The sequence below is a fragment of the Pseudomonas sp. MUP55 genome (genome assembly GCF_034043515.1).
GTDB lineage: Bacteria > Pseudomonadota > Gammaproteobacteria > Pseudomonadales > Pseudomonadaceae > Aquipseudomonas.
Window position 1 is genome coordinate 2,891,954 of sequence record NZ_CP138214.1, and the last position, 25,188, is coordinate 2,917,141.

Here is a 25,188-nt window from a genome sequence, read left to right on the forward strand (position 1 = left end):
GAATCGCCCGCAGCTGTACCGACTGCAAGGAATACAAATGAGCGCGTTGCCTTCAACCTCTCTGCCAAAGTACGTCCGCCTGCTTGGTTATGGCGGGGTGCTGCCGTTCATTTTTCTGGCGCTGCTGATCCCGTTCTCTCTCGACCATCGAGCGTTGTTTGCGATGGCGCTGGTTAACTATGGCGCGGTCATACTGAGCTTTGTCGGCGCCTTACACTGGGGCTTTGCCATGACGATGCAAGACCTGAGCGCCGAGCAGGGCAGGGGCCGATTCATCTGGAGTGTCGTTCCTGCGCTTGTTGCCTGGATTGCCACGCTGCTGCCAATGCCATGGGGTTGCTTGCTACTGGTCATTGGCTTGGTCGTCCACCTCCGGCAGGACAGGCAGTTGTTACGGGTTAGTCGCTTGCCTGCCTGGTACCTGCCGATGCGATTACGGCTTACGTTCGTGGCTAGCGCCTGCCTGTTGTTTGCCGCGATGGTCGAGGCGCTTGGCTCATGAAGCCTGTTTGTGCTGGAACGACCTAGGGTATCAAGCGCATATCCCGCAGCTTGTCGAACACATCGAAAAATGCCTGATCGCTCGCCTGGTAGGCGGTGAAGCCCATTGCCCGGCTTTTTGACATATCCGTGACAACTTCGATGGGTCGGCCAAGGTCAGCATCGGTGTGCCATGGGGACACCAGACGACCCATATCGGGTTCTTTCAGACCGTGATCTGCGACTATTTGCGACCAAACGGCCTGGTCGTTACTCATCTGCGTTTCAAGGGGGGAGAGGGCAGCGGGATAATCGGCAGCAGGCAAGTCGAAATATTCGGCAATTCGGCTCCACATCCATTTCCAGCGAAATATGTCGCCATTGGTCACATTGAACGCCTGATTGGCCGCCGCCGGCGTGGTGGCCGCCCACAGTTGTTGTTTCGCCAACTGGCGTGCGTCCGTCATATCGGTGAGGCTTTCCCACTGCACCTTCGATCCAGGAAACACAAAGGGCCGATGGGTGTGTTTGCAAATCGAGGCATAGACGGCGAGGGTGGTTGCCATGTTCATCGCATTGCCGACCGCAACCCCGGTGACGGTATGCGGGCGATGAACGCTCCACGTGAAGCCGTCCTTTTCAGCGGCGGCGAATAGCTCGTCCTCCTGGGCGTAGTAGAAATTTTCGATATCCAGACGACCCTGTTCTTCACGAAAGGGTGTCTGCGGAAGGCTGCCTTTGCCATACGCTTCGAACGGGCCCAGGTAATGCTTCAGGCCAGTAACCAGTGCGACGTGCTCAACGCTCCTGGCTGGGCGAATGGCGGTGAGCACGTTGCGTACCATGGCGGCATTCACCCGAATGTTCTCGGCCTCGGTGGCTTGGCGTGACCACGTAGTAATGAACACATGCGTGGGTTTCAAATCCGCCAGCGCCTGTTCCAGCGAAGCCGGATCCTGAAGGTCTGCCGCGACAGGGATAACGCCTTGCACCTGCGAAGGGTGCCTCGACAGCGCGGCGACCTGCCAGTGGTTGTCGATCAGTAACTGAGTGATGGCGCTGCCGACGATGCCGCTGGCGCCCACGACTAAAGCTGTTTGGCTCATAGGTTTCTCCTTGGTTTAGGTTGGGAGTTCACTTGAGCCGAGGAGGTTCAACCTGAACCGGATTCGCGTTGGGGGGCGTTGTGGGAGGTAGGCTGTTGATTGGGCGAATATGTGATCTAACTTATGGGCGATGTTATTTGTTCATGACCGATCCTTACATCAATCACTACTGGGTTTAGCTACGATTTTTGGAGCCTAATGTTCACAGATTTATGTTCATGAGGGGCCTCTGACTTGTCTGTTGAAGACTCCCAGTTTTGATTTTCAGATTAGAATTTTTTTCCCGCCAGACGAGTATGCTCGTGCAACAAGAATGTGATGAAGCTTCGTGACAGGTCGCAGAAAAGACGAGCCTCACCCACGGTTAGCTCCTCATGCTCGCTAAGTGAGGCCCCATGGCGGATCCCTCCACCATCTGGCGCGGACAAGTAACCATAAATGCTGTCCAGCCAGACGCTCACTCGATCTAAAGTTTTGCCCTTGTTGAGCCGACGTAAGTCGCCAATAATTTTTGAGAAGTACTTCCCCGTGACGTTGCCGTCCGGAAACTCGGTTCCGCGAAAAGCGGTTGAAATCGTTTCGAGCAGCCAGAGTATTTCCTGCACTGCTGCCCGATTTTTCCCCGACGCCAACATATGTTCTGAGTCGCTGAGTGAGCGCTGGATTTTCTCGTTGGCCCTGGCGTCAAGCGACGGGACATTTTGCGGGACAGGAATTGGCTTGAATTCAGCCGTCGTTATCAGGTTTGGAGGGGCAATGGCAAACCCACAAGGGGCAAGGTACTTATTGACATAGAGCCACGGAGGAATAGCAGCGTTCACATCCATCGAGTCGATGTCCGCAAGCCCGTCATAAAGAGCCTCTGCGAACAGCGCTGCGTTCTGGCCTGCAGATTGAGCCATGAATGTTTCAAGATCTGATTCTGCCCAGCTTTCAGATGAGCTGGTGCCCGTTGTAGTGCCGATAGATTGAGCAAAGCGGCGTTTGAATGTTTCCAGTATATGCTTTCTGCTGCACGTGCCAGCCACCCGATTTATCACATGTTGGAGGATGTCGCTGACGACATTTGCACCCACGGTGCCAGGGGATTCAAACCGCCAATTTGGATCGAATTGCAGCATGGCTTTTTCCTTGGAGAAAATGGACGTCAGCGGGTTGTGGCATCCGAAGGCGCTGCTTCTTTAGTACTTGTGCAACGCCTTAATGGGCGATCGATCTACGCGGTGAAATCATACTCGAAACGAGTCAAAGCAGTGGAGCAGCAATAAAGTTGGTCAGTATTCTGAGGCAGGTATCGCGGATGAAATCCTACGCTCATGTAATTGACGACTTTTCGGGCTAGGGATACTAGATGACTGGGCTATGACATGGTGCTTGAGCATTTCACCCTTGTGCACTGAATTTTATTTATAGGATGCCCATCAGTAAGTTTAGGAGCTTTCCAACAGTGAAGTGGGCAAGAAGGCTAAAGATGCCTCTCCAGGCCTGAACGTCATCCTCTTTCACAAGGCCAGTGGCGTCGAGAAGACCGACGATCATGAAGCCCTTGAGCACGTGAATCTATGGGAGCCGGATGAGGATCAGCGGATCTTTTATCCGCAAATTTGGGAAGGCAGTCCATCGATGCAAGAACCAGCGACTCGCTATATGGGTTACGTACATGCGCTAGAGCCCAGTCTGAGGCTAAACCGGGGTGGCATCGCAATTCACAAAATTCAAGGCGTGAGTTTCACCTACAAATCCGATCCAGTTCGGCACGAGCTTTGGTCAGAAGGAGCCCGTCACTACGGGTTTCGATGACTACCAATGCTGTAGGCACTCCCGGGAACCGTAACGCACGCCGCCCGGGAGGGCAGGGTGGTAGCACACGGCGCGAGAGGGGATCGACAGGGCTAACACTTCGCCTATAGCATCGCGGGCAACTAGATTCGACTACAGACAAAACCGAATTTTTCGCCAAAGGAATGACGATCATGATCACTAGAATCCACATCCGTGGCTACCGCATTTACAAGGACTTCAACCTTCTCCCTAACGTGATGGCAGCACACAATCAGGCCGTCGCATCTATCGAGGCCCGAATAAACGGGTTGAAAACCGCGCGTGCCATGGCAGAAAGTGATTATTAACTCGAAAGATGCAATGGATTGGTAAGGGATTGAAACCATGGTGAGCAGTACAAAAGAGCAAAGTAATCCTTTTTCTACTGGTGGGGGTGGTGTTGTTTTTGAGAACAAAGTTCAAGCAATTTTCACTTTAGCGCTGCTTGCTGACGCTCCGATCCCAGGCTTGCCACATGCCGCAAGGGCTACATCTATCAAGCTTCAAGCAAAATACGAGGGTGTCAATACGGACGATTTCGTGATGGAGGCTGTTGACAGAGCAGGCTCTACTTGCAGGCTGTTCGGACAGGTTAAGCATGAGATTAAAATTGGAAGTTCGGAAGACTCTACATTCTCTGAGGTGATGACCAGCGCCTGGAAAGATTTCTCCGGAGGGAACTTCAATCCAAAAACGGATGCTATCGCTCTTGTCGTAGGCGTCCTGCCGAAAAATGATGTCAACAACACCTTGCCAGTGCTGGAATGGGCCAGGTATTCCAGCGACGCTGCAGAGTTTATTCGAAAAAGCCAAACGAAAGGCTTTACTAGTGATGCCAAGAAAAATCGCTTGCAGATGTTCAGGGATCAATTAAATTCCGCAAATGACGGGGTTGCCCTGTCGGATCATGAACTGTGGAGTTTTCTCAAGGTTTTCTATGTGCTGTCTTATGATGTAGACGCCAAAGCCTCGGTTGTCAGCACTTTCGTCAATGCATTGATTTCTTGCTATACCGACCAGCCATCGCATGCCGTAATGGCTCGAATTGTCGAGCATGTGCAAAGCTTTAACCACAATGGTGGCACGATCACCCGAGAAAACTTGGGTGAGCTCGGTGAAATATTCAAGCCAGCAGTGTCCGCGAAGCTGGCTCAGGATATCCTCAAGCTGAGCGAACAGGGGGAGTATATTTACGAAGGTATCAGGGACAGCATTCAGAATGTGCACGTCAACCGTGACGTTGAAATGACCAACTTGGAGCAACTGTTTCTAGAAGATGGAATAATTCTGGTTTCTGGCGATCGTGGCGCTGGCAAATCAGCGCTGGTGAAACATTTCTTGAGTCAGCGATTGAAGGACTGTGTGCCTTTTTACCTTCGTGCTGAGGATCTAGACAAGCCGAGTCTCGGCCAGGTGTTTAGCTCGATAGGTCTGGAGAGTACAATTGGGCAAATTGCTGGTCACCTTGCGCTCATCAAAAATAAAGTATTAGTGATTGAGTCCATTGAGCGCATATTGGAGTTGAAGGATCCCACTGCGTTTCAACAGCTGCTGAGGTTTATTCAGAAGTCTGGTGGGTGGACGTTCATCGCGACCGGGCGAAGCTATGGCATGCAGCAGTTGAATTTCACGCATCTGCAGCCGGCCGATATAAAGTTCCAAACGGTTTCGATAGGTGGCTTCACGATTGAGCAGTTAGCGCACTTGTGCGTGGAACTGCCTGCCCTGGGACCGCTTATCAAAAACCCTTCACTCTCTGCGATCATGCGCGTGCCATTCTTTGTTGATTTGGCGGTTCGCGCATTGGCAAACAACCAAACGTTCACTGATACAGACACAGAATCTGAGTTTCGTAGCAGAATTTGGGAATCGGTGATTGCAAGGAGCGACAGGCGTGGAGACGGAATGCCTGATCGTAGGGAAAGAACTTTTGTAGAAATTTCGAAGAAGCGTGCCAAGAGTATGGTGTTTGGTGTTCCAGCAAGGGATTTCGATGCTGGTGCTGTCGAGCAGCTTGAGGCTGACGATCTAATTCTCCGCGTCCAAAACTCATACGTTAGCCCGAGCCACGACGTTTTCGAAGATTGGGCGTTGGATAAGTTTATAGATCAGGAGTATGAGGATCACGCGGATTCTGCTTTTGAATTTTTGAATGCTATCGGCAGCGAACCTGCGATCAATCGTGGTTTTCGATTATGGTTGCTGCGCCGCCTTCGAGAAGATGCGACAGTAGTAGAGTTGGTGGAGCAGATACTTTCCAGTGAGTCAATTCCTGATTACTGGAAGGATGAGACGCTTGCGGCAGTGCTTCATAGTGACACCCCTAGGGAATTACTGAACTCCATCCAGTTGCTGATTGTTAAAAACGACTTCGCGTTATTTGAAAAGCTACTGTTTATACTCAGAACAACTTGTCAGCGCCCGTGGGAAGGCCTAAAAGGGCTTCTCCCCAGCGAGGCGCTTGAACAGTTTCCGAACACTTTAATTCTGACCCCGTTTGGGCGAGGATGGAGTGCGTGCTTTGAGTTTGCCTATAACCACCGACAATCATTGCATGCCGAAATTCTCAGAAATGTTTTTGAGGCGTTGAGTGTTTGGGGGGATAGTTATCATTTAGACGGCTGGGCGGATGAAGCTCTCAGGGAGGCTGCATTATTAGCCTTGCATATTATTGATGTGAACAAAGACTCTTATTCGCGCGATGAGATGAGATCTAAGCTGATCTTAATTGTCCTGAGGCTAGCTCATGTGGTTAGAGAAGAGCTTGCTGCATTGTTTGAGCGTGATGTATTCATAGTCAAAAGCGCGAATAGGCCGCGCTACGTCAGATCGCTCACCCAACTAGTGCTCAATCGAGAAAGTGCTGGTGTACTGTGTCAGCATATGCCAGATACTGTCATACGCCTAGCGCGTCACGAGTGGTTTAAGGTGGAAGACGACCATTATTACGCATATAGGAGAAATGATTCGTTCGGGCTTGAAAATGTCGACTTGTCTCCCGGCTCAAGTGGCCTAAAAGGGCCCTTCCATGCGCTATTGACCTATCATTCTGATAAAGCTATCAGCTTCATTCTCGAACTCTGTAATTGGTGTACGGGTGCCTTGGTTGAAGCAGAGTCACCTCATCCCAAGGCTGCGCCGGAGTGGTCAGATCTATACGATGAATCGAAGCTTGCCCAAGTCACTCTAAGGCTGAACAATGGGTCGGACATCGTGCAGTGGGTGTCCCCACAGCTTTGGAAAGCATATCGCGGGCTATCTGTAGTACCTGGGATGCTGCACTGCGCACTCATGGCACTGGAAAACTGGTTTATCCGACAAGCCCAATCAGAAGGCAACGATGCCGAATTCAAAAGAGTTTTCACCTACCTTCTTGAGAATAGCGGTTCAGGATTGATTACAGGTTTGCTGGCTTCAATTGCAGTCGCGTTTCCAAAAAAGGTGGGGAGCGAAGCACTTCCAATTATTAGGTGTGAGCATTTCTACGGCCTTGAAATCAACAGGATTGTCAAAGAACGTACTCCAATGGGGTATCCACGAGTTCCCTTCGGTCGAGAACTCCTCGCGGAAGCCTATATTGATGAGCGCAATAGGTCTAATGCGCGTCCTTGGAGAACCCGTTCACTAGAGGATCTGCTATTACAAATTCAGCTTGATCCCGAGCTTCAGCCCCACGCACTTGCTATTCTCGATAAATTCAAAAACCTCTCACCCGAAGAATCTGAGAGTATCCAGTACATGTTGCATCGTACAGATACAAGAGATATGACGGTAGTGCCAACACAGGAGAAGAATATATTCGAGCTTAGAGTGGCGAAGCCGCTTCCAACCGAGCTGGAGCAAAAAAGAGCTGCACACCACGCTCAACAAAGTTTCGATTACCGCATTTTCCGCTTGCACAGATGGTCTGATTCAGTCTTCAACAAGAATGCACTTAGTTCAGAACCGTACGAAACTTATCATCAAGCATTACAAGAGGCCATCGGACTGCTAGATGACGTTTCTAAGGGGGTGGTTCAGACAAAGCTTGGATTGATGGCTCTGGGTGCAGTCGTAACGACGGCGGCAATAGGGCTACGCGATCACTTGGACACGCTGTCTGATGAGGATCTTCAGTGGATCATCTACCGAATAGTGGAGGTTGTAAGGTTTGGGGCTAATGATTTCAATGGCTTTGCATCTACCGGCACGGGCGACCTGGGTGGTGAATCGGCTTGTGCTGTCATGATCCCAAAACTGTTTGAGGTCGTTCAGGAGGAGGACTTTGAAGAAGTTAAACATTTAATTGCAACTTGTCTGACCCATCCGAATGATTACGTCCGGCTAGCTGCCGCGAAGGGCGTGCGTCATTATCTGTGGGACATCGACAGGGACTTTGCATTGGTCTGCAGCACTTGGCTGATGCGGCTTTCGGAGATCGAGCAAGCTTGTTACGCACTGATTAGGTCTGGAAGAGGAGGGGTGAAGGGGGAAGAAGCTGTAGCACTTATGGAGGGCTACAGGGCAGAACTGGTGTCTGCTGAATTTTCAGCTGACGCAACGTTTTTTTTTAATAGTCAGCATGCTGGGGCGCTGCACTTGATATTGCTCATGCAACCGTTGGCAAGTGACAATGATCATGTTAAAGCTATCTTGAGCGGGATTGTAAACTATATCTGTGACGGTAGCGAAGATGACAGGGATTCTTGGGCTGGCCTGGAGGCCCAGGAAGCAATGCAGAAGTGCTTAGCGGAGCATGTAGTGGCTTCGGTACCTGCTAATTTCGAGCCTGTTCGTGATTGGGTGCTGCAAGGCTGCCGTAATGATCCACATTTCATGTATATGGTTAAGCTTTGCGCTGAAATCGAACTAGAGAAATCCATGTCTCTGGATGCTATCTGGGGCCTCTGGAGGCTGTTCGAACCAGAGATGCAGTACGCTGCAACTGCTGACCTTGGCCTATTACCGCACTCCAAGCGGGAGAGCGTCTTAAAGTTCCTGAGGGGGATGCTATTTCTTGATTATCCTATCAGGGGCAAGCCTAATGAGGCAGAGCGTGCACGCATGACGCATGGGGCTCGTTACCTGATCGATTTCACGAAACAGTTTGTCATGAATTCGAGTGTTTTTGAGTCACTCACTACACATATGTATTACTATCCTGATCATTTCCTACGTCAGGGCATTCATACAGTGGCTGAAGCTCTACGCCGGGATCCAGATCTGGCCTCCAAAGAAGTTGGTGCATATTATTATCTGGAGATGGCTATTGCGCGGTTTTTAAACGTGGATGAGCGCGGGGAGTTAAGTAGGGCGCAGCACAAAGATTGCCTCACCATTTTGGATTGCACCGTGAAAAAAGGTTCTGCCCGGGCCTATTTCCTACGGGAAAATTTGGTCAGCTCGCGACGCATCTCCAAATAAACTAGGTGTGACGACCCTAGGCTGTTCGGCCCAGGGCTTGTCATCCTGAATTGAAGGATCGTTGTTTGAATGGCTCAACCCTGGCTCCTTACACACCCGTCGCCGGAGGTTAACCGGAGCAGCCGGTAAGACTATCTCCCTTGAGCAATACTTCGATCCACGCTCTTCAGCTTCGAGTTTCACGACCAATCACCATGATCCGGCGCTTTTCTTGCTGGTATGCCTACGATGTTCCCAGAAGGAACAACCCTGAAAGCTTGGCGTACTCAGGATCCTGTTCGCGGCTACGGTCGAACCAATGGAGGGAGAGGTGAGAAAGAATGTCACTGTAGATGAGAGTTAATGTCTGTTGTGCGGTATTCATCGCAAGCCATTGCTTAACAATACTTCCCACAAAATGGCCAAAAGTAGCCGTGCATTTGAGTTTTGCCTCTACGGGGGGTGTTAGTAGCCGAAAATCTAGACCTCGATCTCCGTTCGCAAATTCTTGATTAAGTCTTCGTCTGTTACGTCTGAATAGGCGAAATCACCAGCGAGAAAGAATTTGAGAAGCGGAATATATTCTATGTCTGTGCGTTTTATTAACTGTCGCAGTGACGCTTCTCCTTCAATTTCACCTTTAATCTCAATCCCCTCAGCATCACCAATCATTTCGAAAACCAAATAGTTGGGCCCCAGTTGATCCATGGTGTTATTTGCGGCGTTGGATCATATATCGCGCATTGGAGCACCGTCTGCCGAAACACTCGGTGCGTTAGTTCGACAAAGAGGAGAGTTGTATCGACTGCTAACTCAGCCTGTTCTCGTGTCGGATTGACAAAGTCATGCTCAATCGTATTTCGCAGTTTGTTGATTTTTTCTAAAATACGCGGAGCCACCAGACCGATCGTTCGGATTGCAGCTAACCTAGACGGGAAGGTGTTGCCACCGCGAAGCCCAAGCGTCTCGATGACCGCTTCAATTTGGCAGTCAATTGCTCTCTTTGCATTTGCAACTGCCTCACGGTAACCGCCGGAGGTCAACCTCGATAATGATGCCTCTGCTTCGCTCAAATAGTTGTGAGGGGTTACTTCGTAGGGAAATACGAAGTCGCGAAACGCACTGCGCTCATACTCCGTCAGCAAAGGGTGGAATTCATTCAGGAAGCGTTGCAAATCCATGGTGTGCTACCTAAAGCTAGTTAATTTGCGCCTATGCGATGCACAGACGTATTGCGAATTTCAGTGCTCCCGCCTACGCGAAATGGGCTCTTGCCTAGCCCTTTGGCTCTTTGAGTTGGCACTTCAAAAAGCTGCGCTGTGCCCTGGTGAGCAAACCGTATGAAACCGGGGGATCCTTTCATAGTAATGCATGATGGCTCATGGCTATATCGCGCGGGCGAGATTTTCGCTAACGTCAGTCCGATACGAAGGTGGGCACTATCAGAGGGAGTACGACCGTGGAGCTGAGCAAGCTGGAACTCAAGGAATTGGTGCATCGGGTCGTCGTCGCCCAAGGAAATTCTTTCATCAAAGAGCTGCTACGCAACAGCGGCACCAAGATCGGAGTCACGAAGGAAGATTTCGCGAGCAACCTTGATTCTGCCATTGATGAAGAAGTTATCACCCAGGGGACGCTGGAAGCCTGGCTTGCAGAGGTAGAAGGCTGGGGCGATCAGCACCTCTACTTATTCCAACCTCCAGAGATCGATGCTGCCGCGCTTGCCAATGGCATAGCCGCCAGTCCGCATGCTGGCGTTCTGGGCTCTAGCGCTAGCCTTGATTTTCCCGATGGGCTTGAGCTCAAGCATATCGGTCTCGGAGATGTCGGATTATCGATGGAGTGGCACCAGAGCAAAGAAGGATGGAATCGCTGGAAGCCGAAGGATTTTATCGTGGAGGAGGAGCTCGAGCGGTTTCGGTTTGATGCCTATCGTCAACGCTTCGATCGTAGTGTTGTTCGATACGAATGGCGTTTCGGTGATGGTTATTGCGCGATCTTGATTCACCGAAACCCAGAGATTGACCACTATGCAGTTCTCGCCGATATCCATGCTGCATTAGTGGCCATCGGTTGCCCCAATGTTCCTTTCGCAAAGATAACGCTCAGCCAAGCGGTGAAGGTGGCCGCCAGGGATGATAGGGGCGTGCATTCGACCCGGTTCGAGCTCGACAGCGGCTATGTGGAGATGGCGTCAACTCTGGCTGAAGGAGGAATTGAATCCGTGGAAGCAGTTCGGGGCGTACTCCGTGCAGTGGATGCCAGCCAATTCGATAGAGCACAGGGCATGCTTCATTTTGTGGCTGAGGAACACGGGACGAGTCGTCGCATTGCAGTCCAAGTTTATGGTAATGAAGGGAGACTCAGGATTTGGGCACAATGCAAGCGGGAGGATGTATTCAAAATTGTTGAGCTTCTCTGGGGGTACAACAACGAAGCATGAACACTTCAGAATCGCAGGCGAGTCGCTGGAGAGCGGAAATTAGTCGGCGCCTAGAGCTAGGTGACGGCCTGGAATTCACACTCGCGCATTTCGCGCAGGCGGTCGGTGTGCAGGCGAGCGACCAAGCACTACATGCCTTTATCGAAGAACTGGTGGCATCAGCTGCAGCACGAAGAATCGAGACCTATCGATGCCCGCTTTGCCCTTACGTGTTTGCGCCCGGCACAGCTAAAACGATCACGATGTGCCCGAATTGCCACGCTGATTATCAGCAGGAAGGCGAGGAGGTCATCGTTGAGTATTTCTATCGCCTCGTGGGTGAAACCAGCCGCGATATAAGGTGGGTCATTGTCATCCATGGCATGAACAGTCGCGCTCCCTGGCAGGAAGAGTTCAGTTGGCAGATCGCCAATCGACTTCGCTACTCAGCCCCAGTGCTCATATATAAATATGGCTGGGCGACAGTAGACGTCCTGATAAAGCCACTCCATCGAAGGCTAGCAAGGCAGCTAGGTGAGAGAATCAGGATTGCGATCAATCAGGCGATGGATAGCCAACGCCCCTCAAGCCCCGACATCATTGCTCATAGCTTCGGCACCCGTCTCTTCTCGCTCATCCTGGAGGATCCTAAATTCATCGATCTTAAGTTCGGGCGCGTCATTACTGCCGGCAGCATCGTACGTCCCGATTTTGATTGGGAGCGCCCTATCGCAGAAGGTCGGGTGGAAGCCGTCTTAAATCACGTCGGAGCGAAGGACACGGCCGTACCGTTTTCGCAATACACCATTCCGGGGGCGGGCCCCGGCGGAACAGTAGGCTATGCCTCGAGGAGTGCTCTCAATGTTCGTAACAAGAATTTCGGCCACTCGGATTTCTTTGTGCCTGAAAATTTACGCGGACTGATTTCAAATGATGGTTTGTGGCATAGCTTCCTAACTCATCCGCTGGCTCATTTCAGGCCTGAAGGGGTCTTTGAACTCAATGTTAAATGGAAGCCTGCATGGTGGCCGGTGCGAGCATTTATGCGAACACTGCTCTATATCGTCTTCTGCATTTTTGGGCCATTGTCGTGGCTGCGTCGCAAGATCGACCCATAAATCAAATGTAGTTTCGTCACGCGTTTCAGGCTTTTTGAGTCGCACCGGGGTTCGTAGACACCTCCCTGCCATAGATGGACTGCCCCAGCGCAGTAGACATCTCCAGCTAATACAGGCTCGCCACCGACGGGCATGCGCGAAGGTACCGATACCGAGTTGGCCCGGTGTTACTTCGCACTGCTGCTCATCGGTCTTTGGATTAGCAAATGTCGTGTACATAAGCTCAAAGCGTCCGGCGGTTAGGTTACATTGCTCAGGCCGGCATTATGCCACTGATGCTTTAGCCATCGTGGAACGCTGAAAATAGGGACAGTCGTAGGGGATCGGATTCGCATGCTCGAGAAAATCGTCTGTATCGATAACATCGGTGTCATCAAAAAGGGGATCACAAAGCCTATAGATCTGGAAAAAGTCAGCCTTATTTACGCTGATAACGCCCGTGGAAAGTCGACACTGTCATCGATCCTGCTGGCGTGTTCTACCTTCGACGCTCAGGATCTGATCGACCGCAAAACAATTGGCGCACTGACCTCACAGAAAGTCCATTTCCGATTCCGTCCCGGGGCCGGATCACCTCCCTTCAGCACTGAATTCGATGGTGCCTCCTGGAAGGGGCAGCAACCGAACCTTCACGTGTTCAACCAGGCTTTCGTAGATCGCAATGTATACGCAACTGCTGGTGTTCTTCCCGAGCAACGGGAGGCGCTACTCAATCTGGCCCTTGGCGACGCGGCTGTAGCCCAACGGACGAAATTCGACACCGAGTCCGCGACAGTGCGGGACTGTACCGCGAAGGTCGCCGCCGCCGAGGGGGCATTGCAGGGGTATAGAGGTAATTTGTCGGTCAGCCAATTTACCAAGCTCAAGCCAATTAAAGATGTCGACGCCCAGATTGTTGAGACCGACAGGCAACTGAACGAAGCTCGGGCATCCCAACAGATAATGAGCCGTCCAGCTTTCAAGATGGTGGATATACCAGCGTTTAATTTCGAAGGTCTGCCCAGCCTTCTGGAAGGCTCCTTCGAGAGTATTTCAGTCAACGCAGAACAAACAGCAAAAGCCCATTTTGCCAAACACAAAGGGCCAGCAACCGAGCGATGGGTTGCCGAGGGGCTCCAGCACCTTCCAGAAGATGAATGTCCGTTTTGCGGCCAGGAAACGAATGAGCTGAGTTTGCTCAAGGCTTACAAATTGTACTTCGACGGCTCCTACTCCGAATACCAGCGCCGCATTACCGCGCTTCGTCAGACTGTGCTGCAGAGGCTGGGTGATAAGAAGCTTGGAGGGTGGAGTGCTGCCAACGAATATAATCAGGGCCTTCGAAGCGTGTGGGCCGAAAGCCTGGGAGTCGCCGATATTCCTGTTCTCGACAATGTGGCTGCTTGGCAAGTGCTCGGCCAGGTTGAGGCAGACTTGCTTGCAATAGTCAGTCAAAAGGAAGGCGATCCGCTAACTGCACTCGATTCCGCGCCGTTCCTGAAAGTGGTAGAGCGGTTGAATGAACTTGCCCAGATTGCAACTGACTTCAACCAGCAAATCGTCAAGCTCAATGATGTGATTGCTGAATACAAGGCGAAGCTGGCTAAACCCGATATTTCGGGACTTGAGGCATCTCGATCCTCGCTCATGCTCGGCAAGACAAGGTTTGATGCTCCGGTTGTAGCTCTCGTTGCAGAGCTGGCCACTGCAAAGACGAAGCTGAAATCCGCAGAGGCCGCAAGAGATACTGCTCGTACTGAGCTAGACAGGTTGATGGGGCAAACGCTGAAGGATTTTCAAATATCCATTAACAATTGGCTCCGTAAATTCGCGGCCCCTTTCGAGATCCAGGCCTTGGCCCCCACCTATAGAGGTGGGGGCTTGCGCTCTGAATATGCGCTGAAGGTGAGAGGCGCCACTGTCATCGTTGGCCCCGGCGTAGGAGGGGACTTGTCATTCCATTCGGCTTTGAGCGAAGGGGACAAAAGGACGTTGGCGTTTGCTTTCTTCCTTGCCCGACTGTTCGCCGACGCCAATCGATCCGATGCTACGGTAGTACTTGACGACGTTTTCACCAGCTTGGATAAGCATCGCCGTCATAACACGGTTGAGGCAGTGCTACAGATGGTCTGCCAATGCTCACAGGTCATCGCTTTGGGCCACGATGCCCACTTTCTACGTGAGGTCAAACGGCGTGTAGCGCGTAAAAAGCTTGGAAAGATAGAAGAGCTTTCCCTTCATCGGGATGCGGATGATTACAGTCGACTGGATGATTTCGATCTAGATGACTATTGCTCCTCGGAATACTACAAGCATTACCAACTCGTTGAGCGATTCATCGATGGAGATACTACCGTCAGCTTGCTCGAAGTGGCCAAAGCCTTGCGTTTACTGGTTGAGGGGCACCTGCATCGATGTTTTCCAAAAAAATTCACTGAAGGGCAGACGGTGGGCGACATGCTGGGCCAGGTCAAAGGGGCGGTCGCCCCAAATCCCCTGGCACTATTGCATCCGCTTCATGCTGAGCTGGTCAGCTTCAACGAGTTCGCTGCGGCATTTCATCATGACACCTCCGGGGGATACACCAGGGTAGAAATCAACGCTGCGGAGCTGCTGCCATTTGCCAAAGGCGCGCTGGGATTCATCCAGATGAGAAAATTCAGCTAATTGGAGTTTCTAAAGTTCTCTTCTGCGGCGAGCCCGAGAATTTGTTTCTTACTTGGGCCACCGTAATGGTGTTTCCTAATACCAGGACAACCATTGAGTCCGGCTTTGCTAAAATCTACGATCCTAGCAATCACCCTCGATGCCGTTGGTGCATAAACCCATCCGAACGGGCAATTGCTTGCCACCATGGGGCGCGGGGGGAGGGTTGCACCAGGGTGGGCAACAGAGGGCCAAAACAAGCTCGGCGCCAAGCGAGGGGACAGTGGAAGTTGTGGAGTCGGTTGCCTACATATTCACTCTGACCACCTAGTGCCCCCCGGAACACGAAGCAATTTGCCAAGGTGATTGGATGCATATCAAGGGCCCCGTGCTACTGCTGTCGCGCGGCAGGCCGCCCTTTGGCGTACTATCCCCAGCACTTAGGGTTTGCCGGACACTGTAAGACAAGCGTCAAATTCAGTAGGAGCCATGGATAGGATGAGCTTTTCGACATGAGCGTGGGCATTAAACGTAGCGCTATACCCGCCAGCGGGTACATGTACCAGACACTGGTGGGGATCAAGCTACTGTGTGACTGGCTTGATACACCTTCACTTTATGACTGGGTCAAATTCGAGGCAGATGACGAGAAAGATGCTCAAGGTCTAGATGACATCGTGGCTCAACGAATCGACGGCAGGGTAGACCTAATCCAGGTTAAATTCACTGTTGATGTCTTTGACCCCAGCAATGCGTTGTCATGGAGCTGGCTGACCACCCGCAAAGGGCAGCGCGGTAGGTCATTGCTGGAGAAGTGGTCGAGTGCGTTCTTTCGCGTTGGCTTGGCGCGGTTGGGAGCGGTCCGCCTGATCACGAATAGGCGACCGGACGCGGCATTTACGCTTCATCTGGCCGACGTAAAAGTACGTTGGGAATCGTTACCCGAGGGGCTTCGTCAAGAACTCGAACCTCATTTGGGGGGCGCCGAGAGCGCCGCACTGTTCTTTGAGAACTTCGAGTTCTCCCATAGCTTCGCCGGCTATGAATCGCTGGGCGGTACGGTGTCATCGGCATTAGAAGGAAATCACACGGACCATCTCGGCTGGCTGACCCTCTTACGCCGCGCCACTGAGTGGAGTATTCACAAAAATGCTCCCGCCCCTGACGGGCGCATCACCTTAGAAGTGTTGCGCAGTACTATCTCCGAGCGGCAACCTCGACCGTTGGACCAGGAGTTCCGGGTACCGGCAGGCTATCTGCCGCCTGACCCCCAGTTTGCAAAGGAATTTATCGACGAGATTCAGTCTGGCGACTGGAATGAACGGGTGCTATGGGGCTCTCCAGGGCAGGGCAAAAGCACCTTTTTAAGCTACATCTGCGAACAGCTTCGTGCCTTGGGCATGCAAGTCGTCCGCCATCACTACTTTCTCGATCTGCAAGATTCCTCTGATCGTTTTAGCTTGAAGAGTGTTGCCCGCTCGATGATGAGCCAGCTGTTGAGCGACTTCCCTGCAGACGTCGCTCATTTGGAGGATAAGCCCGAGCAGTTACGCAACTGGATAGAGGCGTGCGGTTGGGCTTGCTTAGAGCAAGGACGGCGGTTGGTCGTGGTGGTTGATGGGCTCGATCACGTTTGGCGCGAGAATGACGAAGAAATCCGGCCGCTGAATGAACTCTTCAAGCAGTTACTCCCCGCGCCACAGGGAATCACACTCATCCTAGGCACTCAGCGCGTGAGTGAGGACCAGTTGCCTCGGCGGATGCATAGTGGTCTTGATCCGCACGCGTGGGTAGAGCTGCCTCGCATGCAAATGACCTCGATCATTGCATGGCTCCGGGGGCAGCATGAGGCCGGCGTCTTTCAATTACCGCCCGGTGATCCGACAGAGCGACAGCTGGCACTTTTGTCCGAAGCGTTCATGGCACTAAGCGAAGGTCATCCGCTAGTGCTCACTTATATGTTCATGAAAGTGGCCCATGACCGACGCGTCGTCTCATTGGCAACATTACAACAAGTGGACTTTGCTCCGCAGGGCGATGCACGAGTTTACTACCAGACGCTGTGGCAACGGTTGTCTTGGTCTGTGCGCGACGCCCTACACCTACTAGCAGAGGATCGCTTCATCTGGCCTACCGGAGCACTTGAGCATTGTCTTGAGTTAAGGGACGTCAACCTGGAGGCGGAAATCGGCCATCTCTTGGCTACGGTCGACGCCGGTTTGCAGGCGTTTCATGGCAGTTTATACGTGTTCATTGCGCAACAGCCTGATCACCAGCGCCGTGTGGAGATGCTGCGGCCAAAAGTGGAGGCATGGCTTGACAAGCTTGCACCCGAGTATTTGCGTTGGGCTTGGTTGTGGTTGTACGAGTCTCGTCGGGGCGATCAACACAACCTGTTGAGCGGTACGACCAGGGGGTGGGTGCTGGATGCTCTCAGGCGTGCCTGTGAAGTCGGGCAGATCGTTCGTATCCTGAAAGCCGCGGAGCTGGTGGCTTTCGATGCGGGTTATTTCGAAATCGCGATCCGCAAGAGAGCTCTCAAACACCGGGTTGAAAACGGACTTGCTTATCAGTTGGAGGACGCTGACGCCTTGCGCGAATGCGCGCTGCAACTGACTCCAGATCCCTACCCAGCACTGCTCTTAGCCTCACAGGTCAATCAGTCCAAACTGCTTGCCCTGCAGCAGTTGGCCACCCTGTACCTGTCATTAGATCAGGTCGAGCGGGCTAGTGAAGTGCAGGAGCGGATGCGCAGCAAAATCAATGATCGGCTTCGTGCCAAAACTCTCAAAGCGCGAGACTACGAAGAGGCTATCAGTCGCTACCTGCAAGTAGCGGCAGGCACCGGGCGATATGAGCCGGACAGCGTCCTGAAGCTACTGCGACGGCATCGAAATTCGGTAGAGCTTTTTGAGCGGTTCCTGACCAACGCAAGCAGGGCTGAAGACCTGGAAGGCATCATGGTTTTCGCCAATCTTCCGATGCCTGCGCGCTTACGGCGGGTGTTCGAAGTCCAAGCGGTGCGGGTCGCCGGTTGGGCCGGAGCCAAATTGCAAGATTGGCAACAATTTCTGGGTTTTAGGAAGCATCCGCTTTCGGCATGTTGGTCCCTGTTGTACCAGCCCAAGCAAGCTCGGCGCATCCCTCAAGTAAGCGCTCATGACGCTTTAGCCATTGGCTCCACGAGCAACGATGAGGATGACTTCGCCCGCTATTTGCATTTCTTGTTCTTCGCAGCCGTGGCCCAGGGCCTAGCGCAAAAAGGAGCGCCGACCCCGTCCTGGCTAGGCGTCCAGACAGAAAAGAAATGGCTTTCTGCAATCCTGCTAAGTCTGGGCAACGCGGCCAATGCCACAGCAGCGATATTAGCCCGTGGTGAAATCCCACCCGCTTCGGTGGTATACCGACTCGTTGTCAGCGAGCGGCCCGCTCACAGCGATCATGAAGCTTGGAGCGACCTACGAGCTGTCCGTAGAGCGCTGGTTCTGATCACCGCAGACATTTTTTTGCTTACGCGAACACGGTCTGGAGCACCCCATCTACCGGCAACAGAATGGGGCGCTTGCAAGGCTTCTGGATTCTTCGCGCTAGAGCATTGGCGAAGTGATTTCCTCATGTGCAACTACCGCTTGCTCGATGCTGTAACTGCGCATGCCTACATCGCTGAGCAGGTCCAAGCGGCCAGACATACCGTTGGCCCCTTCAATGAAAAAGCTACGGCGCTCGCGGACTTGTGTAGTTGGGCTACCGCGTATGGACTGAGGGAGCTAGCTCATGAGTTGCTTGAGCGGACGTACGAGTATGCGATCGGCTATGGTTGGCGCAAGGACCCCGGCTTGGCGGTGGTACTGGAAGTGGTGGGTGACATTGCGAAGAGAGACCCTGCAGCAGCCGTTCAAGCAGTCAGCCGGCTAGCGCCCATTTACGACCAGATCGATGTCATGACGGAAGATTCTGGATCAAGGCCTTGTGATCTTGCCGCCTTGCTCTGGCAGTTGCTGCCTGAGGTTTACGTACGCTGCTACCGACACTTTCTGTCGCAGGGCGAATGGTATTACGCCGACCATACCTTTGCGGTTTTTGCCGAACGCGTCGACCTGAGCGCGCCGGAGAGCGCTGTTGCGCTCAGTGTTGCCTTGGGGGAGCAAACGGTTCAGGCGCTCCAGACTCGCTCGCGAACGACTGAAGGGGCGGTGATACCATCACAGGTCCGCTTATGGGATCGTGATCTTACTACTAGTTTGAAAGCTGGGGAGACATTGAACGAGCAGGCGCAGACCCATGCATCCCTCGGTGGTGCCCCAGATCTCGTTCAGCCAGATGCGCCCAATTTTGAACATTTCCCTCCCGCTCGACTCGGGGATTTTCTAGCAGAGGTTGGCAAGAAGGTAGATTACCAGCTGCGTTCAACGCTGATCCAAAATTGGCTCATGCACTGGGATGGGAAGGGTAATGTTGCCGAGATTCTTCGCGCACTTGAGCAACTGCTACAGGACGGGGGCTCAACCTCACGCGGGACCGAGCTACTTGATCCGGCTTTTCATCTGGCTTTACGTCTGCAAGGCCCGAAGCCGGCGTTTGTCTGGCTAGTCCGAGCACACCAGTACCGCTACGGTTGGTCGGAGCGGCACTACGGCTACTCAGAGTCGATCAGGCGCCTGGAGTTGGTTGGTAAGCACTACCCCAAGCGCTGGAAGGAATTTTTGGCGCGATCATCGCTGCCTGCTCCAAATTCTTATGTTCAGGAACGGGCCATTCCTGATGCGGGCATTGTGCGCCTGTTATTGGAGGTAAACGATTTAGAGCGAGCGAAGAGTGTTTTCGAAACCATGATTGACATTGTTGTTGAAGAGTTCAGTGCCCAGCCTCTAGAGCAGCCAGAATGGTGGCAGGAGCCAGGCGCATGAATGCTAAACAGATTGCCGACATCGCGGTTGCGCGCCTAGGACTTCCCGTTCCAACGGGTAAACTGGTCATCATTCATTCCCTCGCGCAAGCGCTGCTGAATCCGCAAACTCAAGCAGTGTTCGGAGACGCTATAGTGAGGTGGTTGGCATCCTGTGAACTGGAGTCGGAATGTTTAGAGGCACTCGCCATATTTGTACTCGCTCCGCCGCAACCTGAATTCATGGTCCAAATTCAACACGCAATCTTGAAACCGTCCATAGCGTCGGATGCGCTGATATCGATAGCAACAGGCAACCCAACCGCCCCCCGGTCTTGGGCAGAATGTCATTCAGGGGCGATGCCTGTACGTTGCAATTTAACCAAGGCTGAAGAAGCACTGGCTAGCGGTACTTTCATACCGCCTTTCTTTGTCCACCAGTTGGAGGAGCTTCAAGCATCATCTGGACATCCTTTCCTCAAGCAATGGGCATTTGAGTTCAGCTCCCTCGGCGATCGTGTTAGCAGCAACAACGATGGGCATTTCAGCTACTTCGTCGGCGGTGAGCGCGACAACGTCGGGCAATTTGTTGCTCGGCAGGGACATTTGGCCAGGTCTGCTTATCTACGAGTTCTCGCGTTCGCTGTGGAGCACTGGTCTATGCCCCCCGAGCTTGCTGCAGATTATGCGCAGGTAGCATTCCCCGCTGAGCCCCTGTTTCTGAAACTGCTACCTGGAAAGGCCCCACCATGGGTGAGTAGAGTGCACCGTACTATCTATTCCGCCGCTGAACTGCCCGAGTCGTTAGTTCGCGAGTGCGTGGAGCGGGTAGAAAAATCCACCGACAGCCGCGTGATGCATTTATCAATGACTGTCATCGATACGGCCCTGCGTCATGTAGAGCTGGAAGCCTTTGCCGTGTTTGGGACGGAGCCTGTCAGAGCACAGCGTGTGCTTCGGGTTTATACAGGGATGCTCGGTGACATCACGCTGGCCCGTGATGGGCTCCGGGCGTTCGTTTCCCCGGAGCTATCGGCGGGGGCAGCAAAGAATCTAGGCTTCGTTCCGGCGTTACTACCGCTGATTGGTCCATTGGTTGGGTACTTGCAGACGGACTTTGTCGGCCGTATCCCCTATGTTCCGTTCTCGTCCAAATCACTACCCCAGATTGAACTAGCGCCAGGGGAGGGTGGGGCGCAATTGAGGTCACGAGGCGATGTGGTGGGCAAATTTGCCTTTTGGTATTGGCATTGGCAGGCGTCCCACAAAAGAAATTGGCCCAGCCCCACCGGCTGTTGTACCTACCTCACCCGGGAAGCCGCTGAACGCCTCGACTCAGACTATGCTGGTCAACCTCATTACGCATGGAAACTAACCACATGGGGGCGGACATCGGATTACGAGGAATGGGAGGAATCTGTACAGGTGGGGACAATCCCATGTCACATGGATACGACTCAGCGTTGAGCGATTTTTCCAGCCTGGCGAAGCAACACTGCTTGAATGCAACAATGCAACGAAGGCCTGAGCATAGCGTTTCCCAGCATCGCGGGTGGACTGTCGCTGAACGAGACGCCTCAAAATGAGACCGCCCGCGAGTGTTCATCGATTTTTGTTTATGACATCCGTTTTGATAGCCACCGATGGAAGTCTCGCTGCAGGTGACCGGCGTGGATCAGTACGACGGCCGAATGCGCTTTCACTCCATCGTACTCAACCACTAGATCACCCTAAGTCAAGTGACAGTAGTTATAGTGCTTTCACTTGAATTCGCGTCGGCTACATGTCGAATATTAGTTTTGTGATGATCTAACGTACGCCCGTTGATCAATGGAAGCGTTTTGTTCCATCATATTTAGATACTGGCCAAGAGTTTGGCGGACAAAGGCATTCGGGAAAGTATTTTGGATTTTTTAAGTCAGGGTCACTCGTACAAATTGCCGGGTAGTTCTCAAGACCATGAGGAACTGCCGCAAGAGTGGCCAGATCACCTTCACCCCGAGGCAAAGGTCAAACCAGTCGAACGTGTGTTTCATCGAGGCGAGTTTCTGCTCGACTTCGCCAGGATGCCAGCGGCTTCTTTCGAACAGTTCTGTTGGTCGCTGCTGACCAAGGAGCAATCGCTGCATGGCTGTCAAAGGCTCGGTAAAAATGGAGCCGAGCAGGGCGGTATTGATCTTTTTGCTTATGATGAACGCTTTACCGACAAGCTTAATGTCTACGAGTGCAAGGCTTGGAAGAAATTCGATTCCACACGACTAACCGAGGCAATTGAGCGATTTCTTCAAGGTCGGTGGAAGAAAGATGCTCGCTCATTTACGCTTATTTTGGCACAAGAGGACCTGGGCGAGCCTCTGGCAAGACGTTGGGACATCGAAAAAAAACGCTTAAAGCGGTCTGGAATTGAAGGTGAACTTTGGACGGCTCACCATCTGACACAGAAAACCCAGTCTTATCCGGATCTGCTATCAAAGTTTTTTCCAGGGGCGCACGTCGAGACATTCGGCAATTTGTGGATGGAGCGTAGCGGGTTTCTCGATGCAGTCTCAAAAGCAGTCTTCGATCCCAGGGAGCGAGTCGCACAGAAGGCCAGAGAGTTCATTGAAAAATCGGGCAGGCTACTCGACAGCATTTCGGGTGGCAGTAACTTACCGGCTGGATCGACATTAGCCTCAGGCCATCAAATGACAGAGGCGCTGTCTTTTTCCATAGACGCGTTCCGGAAAGTCAGTCATAGCGGCCGGCATTGGTTTTATAGTGGGCCATGGTTCTCAGTTAGTGTGTTCCTGCCCGACCAAATATCTTCCAAAGCATCCGCCGCTTTTGACTTCCACCAGGAAGATTTAAAGGGAGTTACGATTACGGTGAGCCACGATTGGCTCCTGAAGTGCTTTCTCTTTGCAGCAGGGGCGCTCCTGTCGAGCAAAGCTCGCACATTCATCGTTGGAAAGATGCCAGGCGAGCCCAACCAGTACCTGATTGACCTACCTAATTGCCGGCTGACTCTCCAAGAAGAGATCGTCCAAGAATTAGCCGATGTATCTGATCTGTTAACCATGGTTATGCGCGATGCGCTAAAGGCCATCGAAAGTAATTGGTCAGCTGTAGATTTTCCATTTTTTGACTGGGGTGGGTCGCATAGAGTTGTCATTGCTTCCATACGTGAAGATGTTTGGAGAGAGATCGGACGGTTCACCGAGGAGCACGATTATACGAATGGCTCTACACCTTGGCACATATTCGACGGCCATGCGGAGTTTCTTAAACCGTGCCATCAGGCTGCTACCGCAGAATTCGACGCAGGCTATCACTGTTTAATTAGCGCTTTAAAAGAGGAGGGGGCAACGTCCGGTAACAGGGTTAAGCTGCTATGGGCGCCAGATGATCTCACGTACAGATCCCCTTCGTCGAAAGGATGGTGGCCTTGTGAATTCACTTTGCGCTGGTTGAATGAAACATTGCTTCCCGAGATAAAGCGGCGGGTATTTAGGCGTGAATTTGGCTCGTGGTGGAAGCGATTTCTGCATTCCAAACCAGCAGAGGAGTTCTCGAGGCACCTAGATAATATCTTCGTCGCACGGGATGCTCGGGAGCCATCACTTCTAGATCATGGTCGTTGGAACACTGATATTCTGCGTGGGGTAGAAGCCTTACAGTATTTCTTTACATCTGCTTCGATCGGGGCTGCAGGGCTCGAGATTTGCCAGCAAGATGTGGAAAACCTATACAGGGCCATCGCCATCGTCGCGGTTCGAAAGCGTGGCTTTCCAGGATATGTGGCTTCGTCCTTAAGCTTAGACGGTCGACCGGACGATCATGCTCAGCTCATTGGAATGATTCATCATCATATCGATTCTGGGCGTGTTGTTTCTAACTGCCATGTCGTCGATTATGCATTTCGCGCGATGCTCGAATTGCTCGATGAATCCGACTCCTGTGGTAGTACTTATGATCAAGAAACAATCATGAACTGGCTGCTCCCGTTCGCACGCTTGCGGGACGATGGCCTACTGGTAAGCCGTCACACTAAACGGACATGAACCCGCGCCGACCAAGAGGGAGCGTGAGCCCGTCAGTTGGCACGCGGGCTATTGGCACCAACTGCGGTAGATATGGTCATCAACGTTGGCAATCCACTCTACGGGACGGACACCGACGATCGATACGGTAGCGCTGTTGTTCAAAGAGGGCAGAAATCGTACTTTCGCCTATCGCGCGAACTCTGGTGGGGGAATGCGTTGACGGCGCGATCCAGCAGGTTTTTTCATCACCTCTTTCAAACGCTGAGCAGGTGCTTCTAACTCAGACGGCGACGCAAGGCTAATAGCAAGCATTAACGCATCACGACGTTTCTGTTTACCTTCCAAAATTTCAGAGAGGCTACTTTCCGGCTGAACTGGGTGTTTCATCGCTGCTGATCTCGATCTTCGGATCAAATTGGATACTAGCACAAGCCTTACAACCCACAGCCTTCCGTTGATCCCCTTTGCTTATGAAACGTGATCCATAAGATGTTCATTGCATCTCGCTTGGCAGTTCCGTTCGAATTCGGGAAAACAGTTCGTCGAGGGTGATCGGATTGTCCTGAAGCAGATAACAGCCTACGAGGATGGTCAGCGGATGAACGTCCATTACAGATGCTAGCTCGTCTACCTTCTCGATCGTAGGGCTCTTCAGACCGCGCTCTAGGGTGCTGAGATAGGTACGACTACTGACGTCGGAGAAATCTTCCTGGGAAAGCTTCCTCTCCGATCTCAGCTTTTTCAGGGCCGTGCCAAAAGCCTGTTTCAGTTCCATATTGCCGACCTCGCAAAAGGAACGATGAAGCCTTCGCGAGCTCTATAGGGCTACAATCTATAGTGTTCACTTTTGGGATGGCGCTATGTTCATCACTCACAAACCAGCAGAGATTTTCCTCGGCGCATACCTGGGTGATGACTCTACCCAGTACTGGCAGTACGTTGAGCAGACCACCCATTGTCCCTGGTTTTACCTCAGAGTAGGTCGTCAACACGGCAGTGAAGTGTTGACTAGCATGGTTATGCTTCCCAGCATTTCAGCGCTTGAGCAGTTACTTAATGAACAAGGAGCAGACATCTGGCTGCTCGATGTCCAGTTGGTTTCACCGGCTTATCTGAACCGAAGTGATGGGTGGAAGATGGAGAGGGTGTTAGAGGTGCGCGAGACGGTGGATGACATCAGTGAGGAGGCGGCCTATGTGTATAGCTTGGAGGGAGGGCATATCTACACTGAAGCCTTGGGGGCCTGCAGATCCGATTTGCAAAGTCCTCGCATCATTTTTTCGGCCACACAGGCAACTCGGTGAGCGTGAGCCCAACATGCTTGAAC

The 25,188-nt window shown here is 52.4% G+C and carries 15 protein-coding genes; 10 read left to right on the forward strand and 5 right to left on the reverse strand.

The window, feature by feature from the left end; all coding sequences use genetic code 11:
- The first annotated feature begins 37 nt into the window (after positions 1–37).
- Positions 38–502, forward strand: a complete 465-nt coding sequence (locus SC318_RS12970; protein WP_320431122.1) for a DUF3429 domain-containing protein — start codon at positions 38–40, stop codon at positions 500–502.
- Between the two features lie 22 nt (positions 503–524).
- Here SC318_RS12970 and SC318_RS12975 read toward each other — a convergent pair whose 3' ends face one another.
- On the reverse strand, positions 525–1,586 hold the full coding sequence (locus SC318_RS12975; protein WP_320431123.1) for an SDR family oxidoreductase: 1,062 nt from the start codon (positions 1,584–1,586) through the stop codon (positions 525–527).
- Between the two features lie 269 nt (positions 1,587–1,855).
- The gene (locus tag SC318_RS12980) at positions 1,856–2,707 is read right to left on the reverse strand and encodes a hypothetical protein (RefSeq protein ID WP_126570270.1); all 852 of its coding nucleotides are present in this window, start codon (positions 2,705–2,707) and stop codon (positions 1,856–1,858) included.
- Positions 2,708–3,559: 852 nt separating this feature from the next.
- Between SC318_RS12980 and SC318_RS12985 the strand changes: the two genes are divergently transcribed.
- Positions 3,560–3,715, forward strand: coding sequence for a hypothetical protein (locus tag SC318_RS12985; RefSeq protein ID WP_158628947.1), 156 nt, complete (start codon positions 3,560–3,562; stop codon positions 3,713–3,715).
- Between the two features lie 37 nt (positions 3,716–3,752).
- Positions 3,753–8,810 (forward strand): NACHT domain-containing protein, encoded by a 5,058-nt coding sequence (locus SC318_RS12990; RefSeq protein WP_320431124.1) that lies wholly within the window; start codon positions 3,753–3,755, stop codon positions 8,808–8,810.
- 647 nt (positions 8,811–9,457) lie between these two features.
- Here SC318_RS12990 and SC318_RS12995 read toward each other — a convergent pair.
- Entirely contained in the window at positions 9,458–9,970 is a 513-nt protein-coding gene (locus tag SC318_RS12995; protein WP_320431125.1) for a hypothetical protein, read from the reverse strand.
- 278 nt (positions 9,971–10,248) lie between these two features.
- Here SC318_RS12995 and SC318_RS13000 point away from each other — a divergent pair, with 278 nt between their 5' ends.
- The 6 genes from SC318_RS13000 (at position 10,249) to SC318_RS13025 (ending at position 23,879) form a co-directional block, all read left to right on the forward strand.
- The gene (locus tag SC318_RS13000) at positions 10,249–11,232 is read left to right on the forward strand and encodes a hypothetical protein (RefSeq protein WP_320431126.1); all 984 of its coding nucleotides are present in this window, start codon (positions 10,249–10,251) and stop codon (positions 11,230–11,232) included.
- Positions 11,229–12,329, forward strand: a complete 1,101-nt coding sequence (locus SC318_RS13005) for a lipase family protein (RefSeq protein ID WP_126570274.1) — start codon at positions 11,229–11,231, stop codon at positions 12,327–12,329. Before SC318_RS13000 ends, SC318_RS13005 begins: the two co-directional genes overlap by 4 nt.
- Positions 12,330–12,662: 333 nt before the next feature.
- Positions 12,663–14,975 carry an AAA family ATPase gene (locus SC318_RS13010; protein ID WP_320431127.1) on the forward strand — a complete coding sequence of 771 codons (2,313 nt, stop codon included), beginning with the start codon at positions 12,663–12,665 and terminating at the stop codon, positions 14,973–14,975.
- Between the two features lie 536 nt (positions 14,976–15,511).
- On the forward strand, positions 15,512–19,861 hold the full coding sequence (locus SC318_RS13015; protein WP_320431128.1) for a P-loop domain-containing protein: 4,350 nt from the start codon (positions 15,512–15,514) through the stop codon (positions 19,859–19,861).
- Positions 19,858–21,306, forward strand: coding sequence for a hypothetical protein (locus SC318_RS13020; protein ID WP_320431129.1), 1,449 nt, complete (start codon positions 19,858–19,860; stop codon positions 21,304–21,306). The genes SC318_RS13015 and SC318_RS13020 overlap by 4 nt, the downstream gene beginning before the upstream one ends.
- A 407-nt stretch (positions 21,307–21,713) precedes the next feature.
- Entirely contained in the window at positions 21,714–23,879 is a 2,166-nt protein-coding gene (locus SC318_RS13025; RefSeq protein ID WP_320431130.1) for a hypothetical protein, read from the forward strand.
- Between the two features lie 168 nt (positions 23,880–24,047).
- Here the strand turns inward: SC318_RS13025 and SC318_RS13030 are convergent, their stop codons facing one another.
- Both SC318_RS13030 and SC318_RS13035 read right to left on the reverse strand, forming a co-directional pair.
- The gene (locus SC318_RS13030; protein ID WP_126570279.1) at positions 24,048–24,248 is read right to left on the reverse strand and encodes a hypothetical protein; all 201 of its coding nucleotides are present in this window, start codon (positions 24,246–24,248) and stop codon (positions 24,048–24,050) included.
- A gap of 106 nt (positions 24,249–24,354) precedes the next feature.
- The gene (locus tag SC318_RS13035; protein ID WP_045185218.1) at positions 24,355–24,636 is read right to left on the reverse strand and encodes a helix-turn-helix domain-containing protein; all 282 of its coding nucleotides are present in this window, start codon (positions 24,634–24,636) and stop codon (positions 24,355–24,357) included.
- An 85-nt stretch (positions 24,637–24,721) separates the two neighbouring features.
- Between SC318_RS13035 and SC318_RS13040 the strand changes: the two genes are divergently transcribed.
- Positions 24,722–25,165 carry a hypothetical protein gene (locus tag SC318_RS13040; protein WP_320431131.1) on the forward strand — a complete coding sequence of 148 codons (444 nt, stop codon included), beginning with the start codon at positions 24,722–24,724 and terminating at the stop codon, positions 25,163–25,165.
- Positions 25,166–25,188 lie beyond the last annotated feature (23 nt).

What these genes read in the sequence shown, in the direction of transcription:
- SC318_RS12970 (WP_320431122.1), top strand. Translation starts at nt 38, where the DNA reads ATGAGCGCGTTGCCTTCAACCTCTCTGCCAAAGTACGTCCGCCTGCTT.
- SC318_RS12975 (WP_320431123.1), bottom strand. Translation starts at nt 1,586, where the DNA reads ATGAGCCAAACAGCTTTAGTCGTGGGCGCCAGCGGCATCGTCGGCAGC.
- SC318_RS12980 (WP_126570270.1), bottom strand. Translation starts at nt 2,707, where the DNA reads ATGCTGCAATTCGATCCAAATTGGCGGTTTGAATCCCCTGGCACCGTG.
- SC318_RS12985 (WP_158628947.1), top strand. Translation starts at nt 3,560, where the DNA reads ATGATCACTAGAATCCACATCCGTGGCTACCGCATTTACAAGGACTTC.
- SC318_RS12990 (WP_320431124.1), top strand. Translation starts at nt 3,753, where the DNA reads ATGGTGAGCAGTACAAAAGAGCAAAGTAATCCTTTTTCTACTGGTGGG.
- SC318_RS12995 (WP_320431125.1), bottom strand. Translation starts at nt 9,970, where the DNA reads ATGGATTTGCAACGCTTCCTGAATGAATTCCACCCTTTGCTGACGGAG.
- SC318_RS13005 (WP_126570274.1), top strand. Translation starts at nt 11,229, where the DNA reads ATGAACACTTCAGAATCGCAGGCGAGTCGCTGGAGAGCGGAAATTAGT.
- SC318_RS13010 (WP_320431127.1), top strand. Translation starts at nt 12,663, where the DNA reads ATGCTCGAGAAAATCGTCTGTATCGATAACATCGGTGTCATCAAAAAG.
- SC318_RS13015 (WP_320431128.1), top strand. Translation starts at nt 15,512, where the DNA reads ATGTACCAGACACTGGTGGGGATCAAGCTACTGTGTGACTGGCTTGAT.
- SC318_RS13020 (WP_320431129.1), top strand. Translation starts at nt 19,858, where the DNA reads ATGAATGCTAAACAGATTGCCGACATCGCGGTTGCGCGCCTAGGACTT.
- SC318_RS13030 (WP_126570279.1), bottom strand. Translation starts at nt 24,248, where the DNA reads ATGAAACACCCAGTTCAGCCGGAAAGTAGCCTCTCTGAAATTTTGGAA.
- SC318_RS13035 (WP_045185218.1), bottom strand. Translation starts at nt 24,636, where the DNA reads ATGGAACTGAAACAGGCTTTTGGCACGGCCCTGAAAAAGCTGAGATCG.
- SC318_RS13040 (WP_320431131.1), top strand. Translation starts at nt 24,722, where the DNA reads ATGTTCATCACTCACAAACCAGCAGAGATTTTCCTCGGCGCATACCTG.